At 70.5% G+C, this 13,581-nt stretch carries 12 protein-coding genes and 1 tRNA gene; 7 read left to right on the forward strand and 6 right to left on the reverse strand.

Features of this window, described 5'->3' with window-relative positions; translation table 11 throughout:
* Both ACSU1G_RS09500 and ACSU1G_RS09505 read left to right on the forward strand, forming a co-directional pair.
* Entirely contained in the window at window positions 1-1,380 is a 1,380-nt protein-coding gene (locus ACSU1G_RS09500) for a 3-oxoacyl-ACP reductase (protein WP_439279675.1), read from the forward strand.
* 17 nt (window positions 1,381-1,397) lie between these two features.
* Window positions 1,398-2,330: a MaoC family dehydratase gene (locus tag ACSU1G_RS09505; RefSeq protein WP_439279676.1), complete on the forward strand. Its 933-nt coding sequence runs from the start codon at window positions 1,398-1,400 to the stop codon at window positions 2,328-2,330.
* On the opposite strand, the gene ACSU1G_RS09510 is transcribed toward ACSU1G_RS09505, so the two are convergent.
* The 4 genes from ACSU1G_RS09510 to ACSU1G_RS09525 form a co-directional block, all read right to left on the reverse strand.
* Complete coding sequence (locus ACSU1G_RS09510) at window positions 2,315-3,556, reverse strand: glycosyltransferase (protein ID WP_439279677.1); 1,242 nt, start codon at window positions 3,554-3,556, stop codon at window positions 2,315-2,317. The genes ACSU1G_RS09505 and ACSU1G_RS09510 overlap by 16 nt on opposite strands.
* The gene (gene malQ / locus ACSU1G_RS09515; protein ID WP_439279678.1) at window positions 3,553-5,754 is read right to left on the reverse strand and encodes a 4-alpha-glucanotransferase; all 2,202 of its coding nucleotides are present in this window, start codon (window positions 5,752-5,754) and stop codon (window positions 3,553-3,555) included. Before malQ ends, ACSU1G_RS09510 begins: the two co-directional genes overlap by 4 nt.
* 88 nt (window positions 5,755-5,842) lie before the next feature.
* Entirely contained in the window at window positions 5,843-6,748 is a 906-nt protein-coding gene (locus tag ACSU1G_RS09520; RefSeq protein WP_439279679.1) for a hypothetical protein, read from the reverse strand.
* Between the two features lie 188 nt (window positions 6,749-6,936).
* A tRNA-Leu gene (locus ACSU1G_RS09525) sits at window positions 6,937-7,020 on the reverse strand.
* Between the two features lie 147 nt (window positions 7,021-7,167).
* On the opposite strand from ACSU1G_RS09525, the gene ACSU1G_RS09530 reads away from it, so the two are divergent.
* Together ACSU1G_RS09530 and ACSU1G_RS09535 are read left to right on the forward strand one after the other, a co-directional pair.
* Complete coding sequence (locus tag ACSU1G_RS09530; protein WP_439279680.1) at window positions 7,168-8,520, forward strand: M20/M25/M40 family metallo-hydrolase; 1,353 nt, start codon at window positions 7,168-7,170, stop codon at window positions 8,518-8,520.
* 69 nt (window positions 8,521-8,589) lie between these two features.
* Window positions 8,590-9,747: an acyl-CoA dehydrogenase family protein gene (locus ACSU1G_RS09535; protein ID WP_439279681.1), complete on the forward strand. Its 1,158-nt coding sequence runs from the start codon at window positions 8,590-8,592 to the stop codon at window positions 9,745-9,747.
* A gap of 43 nt (window positions 9,748-9,790) precedes the next feature.
* Here ACSU1G_RS09535 and ACSU1G_RS09540 read toward each other — a convergent pair whose 3' ends face one another.
* Entirely contained in the window at window positions 9,791-10,033 is a 243-nt protein-coding gene (locus ACSU1G_RS09540; RefSeq protein ID WP_439279682.1) for a DUF5703 family protein, read from the reverse strand.
* Between the two features lie 73 nt (window positions 10,034-10,106).
* Between ACSU1G_RS09540 and ACSU1G_RS09545 the strand changes: the two genes are divergently transcribed.
* The 3 genes from ACSU1G_RS09545 (at window position 10,107) to mshC (ending at window position 12,662) form a co-directional block, all read left to right on the forward strand.
* Window positions 10,107-10,427, forward strand: a complete 321-nt coding sequence (locus ACSU1G_RS09545; RefSeq protein WP_439279683.1) for a hypothetical protein — start codon at window positions 10,107-10,109, stop codon at window positions 10,425-10,427.
* 103 nt (window positions 10,428-10,530) lie between these two features.
* Complete coding sequence (locus ACSU1G_RS09550) at window positions 10,531-11,364, forward strand: undecaprenyl-diphosphate phosphatase (protein ID WP_439279684.1); 834 nt, start codon at window positions 10,531-10,533, stop codon at window positions 11,362-11,364.
* Window positions 11,364-12,662 (forward strand): cysteine--1-D-myo-inosityl 2-amino-2-deoxy-alpha-D-glucopyranoside ligase, encoded by a 1,299-nt coding sequence (gene mshC, locus ACSU1G_RS09555; RefSeq protein WP_439279685.1) that lies wholly within the window; start codon window positions 11,364-11,366, stop codon window positions 12,660-12,662. The genes ACSU1G_RS09550 and mshC overlap by 1 nt, the downstream gene beginning before the upstream one ends.
* 7 nt (window positions 12,663-12,669) lie before the next feature.
* Here the strand turns inward: mshC and ACSU1G_RS09560 are convergent, their stop codons facing one another.
* Window positions 12,670-13,557, reverse strand: a complete 888-nt coding sequence (locus ACSU1G_RS09560) for a PAC2 family protein (protein WP_439279686.1) — start codon at window positions 13,555-13,557, stop codon at window positions 12,670-12,672.
* Between the last annotated feature and the right edge of the window lie 24 nt (window positions 13,558-13,581).

The following is a 13,581-nucleotide window of genomic DNA, read 5'->3' on the forward strand; positions in this document are numbered from 1 at the left end:
ATGGCAGCACAGACTGACACCTATACGGCCCTTGTCAACCAGCCACTCGGCCAGAAGATCGCGGCGGCCCTGGGGCTCCCGCAGCCGGCGGTGCTCCGCCGGTACGAGCCGGGTCAACGGCTCGTGGAGGGTTCTGTCCTGGTCCTGGGGGACGGACATGCGGCCGATGAGGCGGCGGCCGTCCTCCTCGACTGGGACCTGGATGTGCGCCGTCAGCCGTCGCCGTCGGACCGGTTCTCGGCCGTGATCGCCTGCTACGACAACGTCGTCGCCCCGGGGGACCTGTCCGCCACCACGTTGCACCTCGGGTCGGTGCAGCGCCAACTGGGTCCCTCCGCCCGCGTCATCACGGTGTTCCGCGATCCCGCTGGGACCGACCGTCCCGCCACACGGGCCGCGCGGCAGGGTGTCGAGGGCATGACCCGGTCCCTGGCCCATGAGATGCGCCGGGGCGGGACCGCCAACGGCATCATCCTGGGTCAGGACATCGCCCTGTCCGCCCCGGGCGCGGTGGGTGCGTTGCGGTTCCTGCTCTCCGCCCGGAGCGCCTTCGTGTCCGGTCAGTTCATCCCCGTCGGCACGGACGGCGGGTCCCGGCCCGCGGACTGGGAGAGGCCGCTGGCCGGCAAGGTCGCCGTCGTCACCGGGGCGGCCCGCGGCATCGGTGCCGCCATCGCCGAGACCCTGCACCGTGACGGGGCGACCATCGTGGGCGTGGACGTGCCGGCGGCCGGGGAGGCGCTGGCCGGCGTCGTGAACAGGCTTTCCGGCACCGCCCTGCAACTGGACATCACCGCACCCGATGCCGGGCGGCGGATCCTGGCGCACTGCGCCGAGCGCCACGGCCGGATGGACATCGTGGTGCACAACGCGGGCATCACCCGGGACAAGAAGTTGGCCAACATGGACGCCGCCCGCTGGGATGCCGTGATGGCGGTCAACATCGAATCGCAGCTGGCCATGAACCGGGAGTTCCTGGCCGCCTCCGGTCAGGGGGTGGCCTCGGACGGTCTGCGGATCGCCGCCCTCGCCTCGACCTCCGGCATCGCCGGCAATGCCGGCCAGACCAACTACGCGGCCTCGAAGGCCGGCGTGATGGGCATGGTCGCCGCCACGGCCCGGTTGATGGCCGGCGTCGGGATCGGTGGTGACGAGGGGGGCGGCACCATCAACGCCGTGGCGCCGGGGTTCATCGAGACGGAGATGACCGCCAGGATCCCGCTGGCCACGCGGGAGGTCGGCCGTCGCCTGAACTCACTGCAGCAGGGCGGTCAGCCGGTGGACGTGGCCGAGGCGATCGCGTTCCTGGTCTCCGATGCCGCCGGTGGCACCTCCGGCCACACCCTGCGGGTCTGCGGCCAGGGACTGATGGGGGCCTGATGATCCAGCGGCAGAGCATGACACCTTTGGCCTCGAGTTACCGGGCGGCCCTGAGCCGGGCCGCCACGGACGCGATCCTGAGGCGCCGGCGGCCCCCGTCCCTGCCGGGACGCACGGTGGTGGTGCAGGACCATCAGATCCACGCAGACCTGGTGGCGCGGTACGCGAGCCTGTCCCATCCTCCCGGTCAGCTGGTGGACCCGCAGGATCTGCCCTCGGTGCTGGTGCACGTGGCGGCGTTCCCGGCGGCGATGGAGCTGATGGCGGCCCCGGACTTCCCGCTGCCGCTGCTCGGGATGGTGCACCTGGAGAACCAGGTGGTGCACCATGCGGCGGTGCCGTCGGACACGCCTCTGACGGTGGCGGCCTCCGCCACGGCCCTGGCACCACACCCCTCGGGGACGACCGTGGACCTCGTGGTGACGGTGCACGGCCCCGCCGGCGGCGGCAGCACCAGCAGCACCAGCACCGCCAGCACCACTGACAGCGGGGCGGGCCCACGGTTGTTGTGGGAGGGCACGTCCACCTATCTGGCCACCGGGGTCCACCTCGACGGTCAGGCGCGACCGGCTCGGACCGGACACCCGGCGTTCGAGGCTCCGACCCTGACGGCCCGGTGGGCCCTGCCGGGTTCCGCGGGCCGTCACTACGCGGCGGTCTCCGGTGACTACAACCCCATCCACCTGAACCCGGTGACGGCCAAGGCCTTGGGGCAGCAGGGCATGATCGCGCATGGCATGTATCTCGCCGGGCGCATGCTGGCCGGCCGGGAGCCGGCCGCAGGCGGCTATGCGTGGCGGATCAGTTTCGCCACCCCGGTGCTCCTGCCCGGGACGGTCTCGCTGAACTTCGCGCATCCGGCGCCGGGCCGGACCGTGGTGACGGCCTGGAACGGCCGCCGGCAGCGGCCGCATTTCACGGGGTCCATCACGGATCAGAGCCGCTCGTAGGCGGCGGACAGGCGGGCGGCCATGGCCTCCCAGCCGAAGTCGTGGGCCCGGCGTGCCGCCGCCGGGCCCTGCTGCCGCCAGGCCGGCAGGTCCGCGGCGACGCGTTCCAGCTCCACGGCCCAGGTCTCCGGGTCGAGCCCGTCCACGAGTCGCCCCGTCCGGCCATCGGCCACCGCATAGGTCAGGCCTCCCACCCGGTGGGCCATGACGGGCGTTCCACAGGCCTGTGCCTCCAGCGCGACCAGGCCGAAGGACTCCGAGAAGCTCGGCACGACCACCACGTCCGCGGCCCGGTACATCTCGGCGAGGTCCGCGGCCGAGACCGGCCCGGAGACCGTACACCGATCGCCGAGGCCTGCCTGTTCGCGTAGCCGCGCCAGGTCCAGTCCGTCCGACCCCGAGGTGGCACCGGTGAGGTGCAGGCTGAGGCCGGGACCGGATCCTGACCGTCCATTCACCAGCCCAGCCGCCCGGATGGCCACCTGCGGGCCTTTGTGCCCTTGGATCCGCCCCGCGAAGAGGACCTTGACCCCCGCGGGGTGTCCGGGCCACCGGTGGGGACCGTCCGGATTGAACACTGAGGTGTCGACCCCTGGCGGCACCACCGTGATGCGGGCGGGCTCGGCGCCGTAGTGTCCGATCAGCTCGTCCCGCTCGGCCGGGGTGTTGGCCACCAGCAGGTCCGCCGCTGCGGCGATCTGCTGCTCGGCGGACTCGCGCGTCTCCGGCTCGCTCGACCGGGCGTCGCGGGCGTTCTTGACGGCCGCCATGGTGTGCATGGTGTGCACGATCGGCGCCTTGAGGTCCGCCGCCACGGACAGCCCGGCCAGGCCGGAGAGCCAGTAGTGCGAATGGACCACCCAGCGGCAGTCGGAGCCGTGGCATCCCCCCGCCGCGCTCAGAGCCGCGGGGGCCGCGGCGGCGAAGTCGTCCACCCAGCGGGGCAGCTCCTCCTTGGGTACGGCGGTGGCCGGCCCGGCGCTCACCGGGACCACCCGGGCCCGGGCCGCGCCCGGTACCGCCGGGACCGGGAGGTCCTGCACGCTCTGGCCCGCACGGTCACGGCGCGTCAGGACCCAGACGGGGTGTCCGCCGGTGGCCAGGGTGATGGCCAGGTGGCGGACATAGACATTCATCCCGCCGGCGTCGCCCTGCCCGGGTTGCGCCAGGGGCGAGGTGTGCAGGGAGACCATGACCACACCCAGGGATTCGGACCTCGGCGTCACGGCGTCGTGGTCCCCGGGCCAGCTTGGGGGTCCTGCGCCAGTTCGCGGTCCACGGCCTCGAGCAGTCGGCTGAAGCCCGGGACGGCGTCCAGGTCGTCGATCAGTACCGGCCGTCCCGCGGCGTCGGCCAACGGCACCTCCCAGTTGGGGTACTCGTGCTGTTGGGTGCCCGGTTGGTTCTGGATGCGCCGTTCGCCCACGGCGTCCACCAGCGCCACGCCGTGCAGCAGGGAGGGCGCCTGGGCCAGGTACCGGTAGAGCGCCAGCACGACGTCGGCCCGCTGGCCCGGGTCGGAGAGGTCCGGTTCCACGTCCCGCGGGTAGAACCCCGCCTCCTGCAGGGCCCGCAGGTAGGCCCGGCGTTCCTCGGCGGCCCGTTGTCGCTCGCCGGCGGGATCGGCCAGCAGGCCGAGCTGTTCCCGGAGATCCACGTGTAGCTCCGTGAGGTATCCGGCGGTCGGCGGAAGGTCGTGGGTGTTGACGGAGGTCAGGCACTGCTCCCGGTACTGGTTCGGGGGCCGGGGGACGCCGTCGTGCTGCTCGAACCACAGGATGGAGGTGCCCAGCAGTCCTCGCTCGGCCAGATAGTCCTGGACCCACGGCTCGAAGGTGCCCAGGTCCTCCCCGACCACCACCGCGCCGGCCCGATGGGCCTCGAGGGCCAGGATCCCGATCATCGCCTCGTGGTCATACTCCACGTAGGCGCCGTGGAGCGGAGACTGCCCCACCGGCACCCACCAGAGCCGGAACATCCCGAGGATGTGGTCCACCCGCAGACCGCCGGCATGGCGTAGGACGGAGCGGAGCATGTCCCGGTAGGCGCGGTAACCGGTCTCAGCGAGGCGTTCCGGATGCCACGGGGACTGGGACCAGTCCTGACCCGCCTGGTTGTACATGTCCGGCGGCGCCCCCACGGACATCGAGGACACCAGCAGGTCCTGCAGCATCCAGGCATCGGCGTTGTCGCGGTCGGCCCCCACCGCCAGGTCCAGCATCAGCCCCAGGCGCATCCCGGCTCCACGGGCGGTGGACTGGGCTGCGGCCAGTTGGGTGTCGCAGAGCCACTGCGTCCACCGGTGGAGCTCGATCTCCTCCGACAGTTCATGGCGGTACCGTTCCGCGAGGCGACCACCGGGGACCAGCTCCGGGTCCAGCCACACCGGATCCTCGGCGGCCAGGGGTGAACGGAGGGCGCACCACAGGGCGAAGTCGTCCAGCCCCTGCCCCTCCTCGGCGCAGTAGGTGCGGTAGGCCTGCTCCCGAGCAGGGGAGCGGGGCACCCGGTGCAGCCACCGCAGGGCCAGCAGCTTGTCCGCATAGGCCGCGTTGCGGTCCAGGGTGTCCACCGCGGTGTTCTCCGCACGGCGGGCGGCGGCCAGCTGGTCCACCTGCGCCCGGAGTACCGGTGGGCAGTCGGCATACTCGGGCAGGTCCTCGACCCGCAGGTAGATCGGATGGATGAAGCGGCGCGTGGAGGGGGAGTAGGGGGAGGAGACCACGGGAGGGGTGGGGGCGGAGGCGTGCAGCGGGTTGGACAGCACGAAGTCACCGCCGTGGGCCGCGGCCTGCACGGCCAGATCGGCCAGGTCGGCCAGATCGCCCAGCCCCCAGGAGGCGGCGGAGCGTGCCGAGTACAGCTGAGCGGACAAGCCCCAGCCGCGGCGCTCTCGGAACACCTCTGCGGTGTCCAGCCGGTCCGGCACCACCACCAGTGTGGCCTCCACCAGCCATTCCCCGTCCGGTCCGCCCTCCTCCAGGCGGGCCTGGAGGAGGTGCCATCCCAGCGGGAGGTCCGGCGGCAGTCGGAAGGTGGCCTGGCCCACCAGCTCACCGGATACCTCCTGGGGCTCCGCGAAGTCCTCGAGCTGCTCCAACGGCCACCGCCGGCCATCCTCCAACAAGGCCTCGAGCGTGACGCCGCGGCCATGGGGGACGTGGACCGGCACCGAGGTGCCGGACCCCGCACGGCAGACGGTCGTGTGGGGCAGGACGAGGCGCCATGGTGCCAACCTCCGGTGTTCGAGCGCGGTGTGAAGACCGGCCAGGCCCTCCGGCTCCACGGCACAACCCAGCGCGGTCAGGATCGCGGCCAGCGTCGCATCGGAGACCTGGTGTTCGAGACCGTCGTGTCCCCGGTAGGCCGTCTGGACGCCATAGGCATGGGCCAGCCGGTGGAGCACGGTACGGGCTTCGGTCATGGCTGGAAGGCCTCTTTCCGGTACGGGTGTCGGCGCGGGCACCGTTGCCGGTGCCCTGCAGTCCCGATTATGGCAGGCCCAGGCCGGCTCAGCCGCTGGTCATCGCCGGCGGGAGGCACGCCAGCTGACGCTCGGACAGCCCCGACCGGATGCGGCGGAGGTGGTCCGCCGTGAAGTCCGGTGCCTCCTCCGTCTTCATCGGCGTACGCGAGGACCAGGTGAACGTCACCGAGAGCCGGTCCCGGGCCACCGGGGGCGTGGCACGGTGCAGCAGGCGGCAGTTGTCCGCCACCACGGCGGTCCATCGGGGACCGGTGGCCGTGGCCACGGACCCCGGCGCCACCATCCGGATGACCTTGGCGTGGTCCACGAACCCGGCCACGTAGCGGAGCCTCTCCACCGCATAGAGGGACTCGGCCAGGGGGATGTAGGCGTAGGGCCCGCCCTCTTCGTCGACATCGTTGAGCCACACCAGGATCTTGACCGTGCGCCGGTCCTCGGCGTCCCGGTGCCACTGGCGCACTCCCACGGCCTGGTCATTGGCGACCTCGCGACGGACATCGGCACCGTAATAGCGGGCGGGCACACCCAGGTAGTTCTCCACGATGTCCAGCATCCGATCCTGGAGTCCCCACTGCCACAGGGAGAGATCGGACAGCAGGTCATCCACCGTGGGCCGCACGGTGCTGGCCCCGGCCGAGGGAAGTGCGGCCAGAGGACCGGCCACCTGTTCCAGGGCGGATTTGAGCGTGCCCGTGGACGGGACGTCCAGATCGTCCAGGAGGCCGATGTGAACGCCATCGCGGTGGAGGGTGGAGACCAGCGCTGCTTGGTCCGCGTCCAGGGGAGGCAGGTGCGGGGCCCATTTCCGGCGCCGTTCCTCATGCCGGCCGTCGGCCGCCCACCGCAGGGGTGTCACGTGGGTCAGCATCTCTCGTTTGACCCGGTTGGCGAGCCGGCTGAAAGGGCTCGTCACGGCCTCGGCGGTGATCATGGACCGTACGTTAGGCGACCCTAAGGCCGGTTGGCGAGCAGATGAGTGGCCGACAGGTGGTGGTGGGGTATCGGGCAGGTCACAGCGGCGGCGATCCACGTAGGCGGGGCGGGGGAGGGCGGTGACCGGAACGACTTCGGCTCCCGGCGATGGACCGTGTCCACCGGCCGGGAGCCGATTCACTGTTGTGCGCGGAGGGGGACTTGAACCCCCACGCCCTTGCGGGCACAGCGACCTCAACGCTGCGCGTCTGCCAATTCCGCCACCCGCGCGCACATTCACTTCTCCGCTGCCTCGAAAGGCAGCGCTGATAATCCTAACACCCTTTTCGGGGTGTGCCGCACACCCTGCCGTACACCCTGCCGCGCCCTCCGACCTACCCCTCAGCACGTCAGAGTGCATCTGGCTAGGGTTGCCCCATGAGCTCCTCTGCCCGTGACGCCCGTGACGCCCGTGATCCCGGCGAGACCGCCGACCTCCCGTTCCGCGACGAGGTCGTCCGCATCTGCCGTGACCTGATCCGGATCGACACCTCGAACTACGGCGGCAACGACTCCCGCGGTGAACCCGAGGCCGCCGAGTACTGCGCCGGCTTGATGCGCCAGGCCGGGATGGAGCCGTCGATCTATGAATCCTCGCCGGGCCGGGCCAGCGTGGTGGGCAGGGTGGCCGGCTGGGACCGCCAGGCACCGGCCCTCATCCTCCACGGCCATCTCGATGTGGTCCCGGCCGATGCCGGTGAATGGACAGTGGACCCGTTCTCCGCAGAACTGAGGGACGGCATGATCTGGGGTCGCGGAGCCGTGGACATGAAGGGCATGGATGCCATGATCCTCACGGTCCTGGGGCACCTGCACCGCACCGGGCGCAAGCCGCGCCGCGACCTGATCATCGCGTTCTTCTCGGACGAGGAGGCCGGCGGCGTCTACGGGGCCCGCTGGATGGTGGACGAACACCCGGAGGTCTTCGCCGGCGCCACGGAGGCCATCAGTGAGGTCGGTGGTTTCTCCACCGAGCTCCACGGGCAGCGGGCCTATCTTCTCCAGACGGCCGAGAAGGGACTGGCGTGGTTGAACCTGAGCTCGGTGGGAGCGCCCGGACACGGTTCCTCGGTGCACCCGGACAATGCCGTGACCCGGCTGTCCGGTGCGATCCACCGCATCGGCACCCACGAGTGGCCCCTGCAGTACACCAAGACCACCCGAGCCCTGCTGGAGCAGGTGGCTGAGATCTGCGGGGTGGCCTTCGACGAGTCGGACCCCGCGCCTCAACTCGAGGCCTTGGGCTCCGCCGCCCGCTTCGTGGGGTCCACCCTGCGTAACAGCACGAACCCCACGGGTCTGACCGCCGGCTACAAGCACAACGTGATCCCGGGCAAGGCCGAAGCCACCCTGGACGTCCGGTTCCTGCCCGGCGAGGAGGAGGACGTCATGTCCACCCTGCGTCAGCTCGCGGGGGAGGGCATCGGTTTCAGCCACGAACACCGTGACATCTCCCTGGAGGTGCCGTTCTCCGGCGGACTCGTCGACCTCATGGTCGAGTCCATCCAGGCCGAGGACCCCGGCGCACCGGTCCTGCCGTTCATGATGTCCGGCGGGACGGACAACAAGTCCCTGTCCCGGCTCGGCATCGCCGGGTACGGGTTCGCCCCGCTGCAGCTGCCCGCGGACCTGGACTTCACGGGACTGTTCCACGGCATCGACGAACGGGTGCCGGTCTCCGCCCTCGACTTCGGCTGCCGGGTCCTGCACCGGCTGCTCGAACCCCGCTAGACCGAGGACAACCACCGGAAACAGCCACCGGAGACAGTCACTAGAAGCCACTAGAGAGGACGCCGCCTGATGACCCCATCGACCGTGCTGACGGTATTGACCGATGAACTCCTGGAAGGCCTGCGGGCCCGGGCCGCGTCCTACGACGAGGCCAATGCCTTCCCGCACCAGGATCTCCAGGACCTCACCGTGGCGGGCTACCTCGGTGCCCTCGCGCCCACCGCGGAAGGCGGGCTCGGCTGGGACCTGCCGGCCGTCGTCGCCGCCCAGAGGGTGCTGGCCCAGCACGCCCCGGCCACCGCCCTGGCGGTGAACATGCACCTGATCTGGAACGGTGTGGCGCACCTCCTGCGCCAACAGGGGGATCACTCGCTGGACTTCGTCCTCCGGGAGTCGGCGGCCGGGGAGATCTTCGCCTTCGGCATCTCCGAGGCGGGCAACGACGCGGTGCTCTTCGACTCGGACACGGTGGCGGAGCCGCTGGCCGACGGCTCCTACCGGTTCACCGGCACCAAGATCTTCACCACCCTCTCGCCGGTCTGGAGCCGGCTCGGGATCTTCGGCAAGACGCCCGACGGCGGCCAGCTGGTCTTCGGCTTCCTGGACCGGTCCGCAGCGGGCTGGGAGGCGGACGGCTCCTCGTGGGACATGCTGGGCATGCGGGCCACCCATTCCCACACCACGCGGTTGTCCGGTGCGGTGGTCCCCGCCGAGAGGATCGTGCGGCAGATCCCCGCGGGTCCAAACGCGGACCCCCTGACCTTCGGCATCTTCGCGTCCTTCCTGACGCTGGTGGCCGCCGTCTACACCGGGGTGGGGGAGCGGGCCCTCGAGCTGGCCGCCCAGAACCTGGGCCGGCGGCGTTCCAAGGTCTCGGGTGAGACGCTCTCGCAGGATCCGGTCCTGCGGTACAAGGCCGCGGAGGCCTCGCTGCGTCAGCTCACCATGGACACCCAGCTGCGCTCGGTGGCGGCGGACCTCGAGGCCGGGGCGGAGCTCGGGGCCGAGTGGTTCCCCCGGTTGGTGGCCAACAAGACGATGGCGATCCGCACGGCCAAGGCGCAGGCCGATTTCGCCCTGGAGGCCTCGGGCGGGGCGTCCTATCACCGGAGCAATGAGCTGTCCCGGCTCTACCGCGATGTCATGGCAGGGGTGTTCCACCCCTCGGACGACGAGTCGGCTCACCAGACCCTGGCGAACGCCCTGCTGGGGCCGGTCAGGGAGTAAGGGCCGGGGTAGGCGTCAGGGGGTGAGGCTCAGGGGGTGAGAGTCAGGGGGTGAGGCTCAGGGTGGACTGCACGCGGATGATCCGCCGGCGCATCCAGTACCGGCGGGCACCCCCGCGGTAGAGGATGGTGCGCCGTAGCTCCCACTTCCCGTATTCGGCGTGCTCCACCACCCGCCGTCGGGCCTCGGCGATCGAATCCCTCGGTGCCACGGTCATCACGAGGTACTCCCACTGCTGCCGTTGCTCCAGCGAGTCCAGCCTGCTGGTGATCTCCTGTTCGCGCATTCATCTCCCTGCCGGTCAGCCTGTGAAATGAAACCCTATGCCAGAGCGGGAAAAAGCGGCTACCGTGTTGCTCATGAGCATCGACCCCCGTGTGGCCCTGGAGGCCTTGGTTTCCGCATTCGAAGAACATCTCGCGGCCGCCACCGGCAAACGTGATGATGACGACCCTGCGGTGGAGTCGGCCTTCTTCCGCGTGGCGGATTCCTTCGAGGCCTACGAGGACGCCCTCTACGCCGCCACGGGCGAGTTCACTCCGCTCGACGTCTACGACGACGACGACGACGACGACGATGATGACGACGATGACGATGACGATGACCATGGAGACGACGACGACGACGGCGACGACAGCGACGGCGACGGCGAGGACGACGAGAACCGCTCGGGTAGCTGACCTCCGGCGGCATCCGACCCCAGGATGACCCGGGTCGGCTGCCGCCCCGAGGGGTGGGTCGTGGCGCAGGAAAGGCCCTGTCGGTGCCGTAGGGTTCTCTGATGTGAACTGGTTAGAAGCGATCATCTTGGGCCTCGTCCAAGGCCTGACGGAATTCCTCCCCGTCTCCTCGTCGGCACACCTGCGCATCGTGGGTGAGTTCCTGCCCGGGGCCTCGGACCCGGGGGCCGCCTTCACCGCCATCACCCAGATCGGTACCGAGCTGGCCGTGTTGATCTTCTTCTGGAAAGACGTCGTCCGCATCATCTCCCGGTGGTTCGGATCCCTGACCGGAAAGGTTGATCGCCACGACCCGGACGCCCGGATGGGCTGGCTCATCATCATCGGCTCGATCCCCATCGGCGTGGCCGGACTGCTCTTCGAGGAGTCCATCGACACCTCGTTCCGGTCCTTGTGGATCGTGGCCACCACACTGATCGTGTTCGGCCTGCTGCTGGCGGTGGCGGATTCCCTCGGCAAGCAGACCAAACCGTTGGAGAAGCTGACCCTGCGGGATGGCGTCCTCTACGGACTGGCCCAGATGATGGCCCTCATCCCGGGCGTCTCCCGTTCCGGCGGCACCATCACCATGGGTCTGGCCCTCGGCTACACCCGGGAGGCAGCGGCCCGCTATGCCTTCCTCCTGGCAGTACCCGCCGTGTTCGCATCCGGCTTCTACAAGCTGTTCAAGGCCCTGTCAGATCCGGGCCAGGCGTCCGTCTATGGTATGGGTGAGACCCTCGTCGCGACCCTCGTGGCCTTCGTGATCGGCTACCTGATCATCGGCTGGCTCATGCGGTACATCACGACCAACTCGTTCAAGCCGTTCGTCTGGTACCGCATCGGACTCGGCCTCCTGCTCTACATCCTGCTCGGCTTCGGAGTGATCAACGCCTGATGGAATCCTGGTACACCCCCCTTCCCGCCCGGTTGCCCGTCCAGCCGGACCGGCTCAAGCTCTATGACACCGCCTCCCAGTCGGTGCGCCACCCCGGCAACCTCGCCGAGGCATCGCTCTACGTCTGCGGCATCACGCCCTATGACGCCACCCACCTGGGCCACGCCAACACCTATGTGACCTTCGACCTGCTGAACCGCTACTGGCGGGCCTGCGGCCTGCCCGTCACCTACGTCCAGAACGTCACGGACGTGGACGACCCCCTGCTGGAGCGGGCCACCGCGACCGGCGTGGACTGGCGAGACCTCGCGGCCGAGCAGACCGAGCTGTTCCGCTCGGACATGGAGGCGCTGAACGTGCTCGCACCCGACCACTATGTCGGGGCGACCGAGACGGTGGACTGGGTCGTCGGCTCCGTGGAGGCGCTCGTGGCCAACGGCACGGCCTACGCGGTTCCAGGCACGGACACAGAGCCCGACGGCGACATCTACTTCTCCATCGGTGCGACGGAGGCGGCCACGCACTGGACGTTGGGCAGCGTGGGACGCCTCAGCGCCGAGGAGATGGTCACGGTGTTCCCGGAGCGCGGCGGCGACCCGGACCGGCCCGGCAAGCGCCATCCGCTGGATCCCCTGCTCTGGCGGGTGGCCCGCCCCGGTGAACCGTCATGGGACGGCCGCTCCCTGGGCACCGGACGCCCCGGCTGGCATATCGAGTGCTCCGCGATCGCCCGACGCCTGCTGCCCGCGCCCTTCACCGTGCAAGGGGGCGGCTCGGACCTGCGGTTCCCGCACCACGAGTTCAGCGCCGCCCACGCCACAGCCGGTGACGGACTGCCCCTGGCCCAGGCCTTCGTCCACGCCGGGATGGTGGGCCTGGACGGGGAGAAGATGTCCAAGTCCCTGGGCAACCTGGTGCTCGTCTCGAGACTGCGGAGTCAGGGGGTCGAACCGGTGGCCATCCGGACCACGTTGCTCTCGAACCACTACCGGGACGACTGGGACTGGACCCAGGAGCAGTTGACCCGCTCCATGGACCGGGTCGCCCGGTGGCGTCACGCCCTGGACGTCCAGGAACCGGGGGACGGCACCGCCGTGCTGGCCGCTGCCCACCGGGCCCTGTCCCATGACCTGGATGCCCCGGCAGCCCTGGCCGAGATCGACCGTTGGGCGGAGCAGGCCGTGGCCCGGGCCGAACGAGGACCGGACGGGACGTCCGGGACGCAACCGGCCGACGTCGACCCCGCCAGCCCCGATGTGCGGGCCGCCGTCAACGGGCTGCTGGGCCTGGCGCTCTAGACCGGCGCTAGTCCCGACCCCGGCGCCGGAGATACCGCTCGAACTCCTCGGCGATGGCCTCGCCGGTGGCCTCGGGCAACTCCTCGGTGTCCCGTGCGCGTTCCAGCTGCTCCACATAGGCTGCGACATCCGGGTCCTCGCCCGCCAGCTCGTTCACCCCACGTTCCCAGGCGGCGGCATCCTCCGCGAGCTCCGTGAGGTCCAGGGGGATCTGCAGGAGATCCTCGACCCGGCGCAGCAGGGCCAGCTCCGCCTTCGGGGACGGGGCCTGGGAGACATAGTGCGGGACCGTGGCCCACACCGAGACGGTCGGCAGGCCGGACCGGGCCGCGGTGTCCGTCACCACGCCGACGATCCCCGTCGGACCCTCATAGGTGGGCCGCGCCGCCCCGAGCAGTTCCCGCAGTTCGGGGTCGGCACTGGCGGGGGTGGCCGGGAGGGGGCGCGTGTGCGGGACATCCGCCAGCAGGGCACCGAGCATGATCACGGCGTCCACGTTCTGCTCGGCGGCGTGCGTGAGCAGTTCCGCTGTGAAGGCCTGCCACCGGTAGCTCGGCTCGGCCCCGGACACGAGGACCACGTCCACACCGTGGAGGTCGCTGGCCCGGTACATCCGCGTCCGGGGCCAGGACAACGTCCCCAGCCCGTCCGCATCACGAACCACCGTGGGCCGGGTGAACTGGTAGTCGTAGTAGTCCCCGTCGGTCAGTGACCCGGCCGCCGAGGCCCGCCATTGATGGCGCAACGCGTCGACCGCGCTGGTGGCCGCGTCCCCGGCGTCGTTCCAGCCCTCGAAGGCCGCGATCATGACCACCGGTCGGCGTCCTGAGACCGTCTCGACCAGGTGGGCTCGCCATCGGGTCCGAGCGGTGGGGGTTCCGTCCATCTCTGCCATGCCTGCCACCCTAGACCCGTCTCA

It is taken from the genome of Microbacterium sp. A93 (genome assembly GCF_051842835.1).

What these genes read in the sequence shown, in the direction of transcription:
- ACSU1G_RS09505 (WP_439279676.1), top strand. Translation starts at nt 1,398, where the DNA reads ATGACACCTTTGGCCTCGAGTTACCGGGCGGCCCTGAGCCGGGCCGCC.
- ACSU1G_RS09500 (WP_439279675.1), top strand. Translation starts at nt 1, where the DNA reads ATGGCAGCACAGACTGACACCTATACGGCCCTTGTCAACCAGCCACTC.
- mshC (WP_439279685.1), top strand. Translation starts at nt 11,364, where the DNA reads ATGGAATCCTGGTACACCCCCCTTCCCGCCCGGTTGCCCGTCCAGCCG.
- ACSU1G_RS09535 (WP_439279681.1), top strand. Translation starts at nt 8,590, where the DNA reads ATGACCCCATCGACCGTGCTGACGGTATTGACCGATGAACTCCTGGAA.
- ACSU1G_RS09540 (WP_439279682.1), bottom strand. Translation starts at nt 10,033, where the DNA reads ATGCGCGAACAGGAGATCACCAGCAGGCTGGACTCGCTGGAGCAACGG.
- malQ (WP_439279678.1), bottom strand. Translation starts at nt 5,754, where the DNA reads ATGACCGAAGCCCGTACCGTGCTCCACCGGCTGGCCCATGCCTATGGC.
- ACSU1G_RS09560 (WP_439279686.1), bottom strand. Translation starts at nt 13,557, where the DNA reads ATGGCAGAGATGGACGGAACCCCCACCGCTCGGACCCGATGGCGAGCC.
- ACSU1G_RS09545 (WP_439279683.1), top strand. Translation starts at nt 10,107, where the DNA reads ATGAGCATCGACCCCCGTGTGGCCCTGGAGGCCTTGGTTTCCGCATTC.
- ACSU1G_RS09520 (WP_439279679.1), bottom strand. Translation starts at nt 6,748, where the DNA reads ATGATCACCGCCGAGGCCGTGACGAGCCCTTTCAGCCGGCTCGCCAAC.
- ACSU1G_RS09530 (WP_439279680.1), top strand. Translation starts at nt 7,168, where the DNA reads ATGAGCTCCTCTGCCCGTGACGCCCGTGACGCCCGTGATCCCGGCGAG.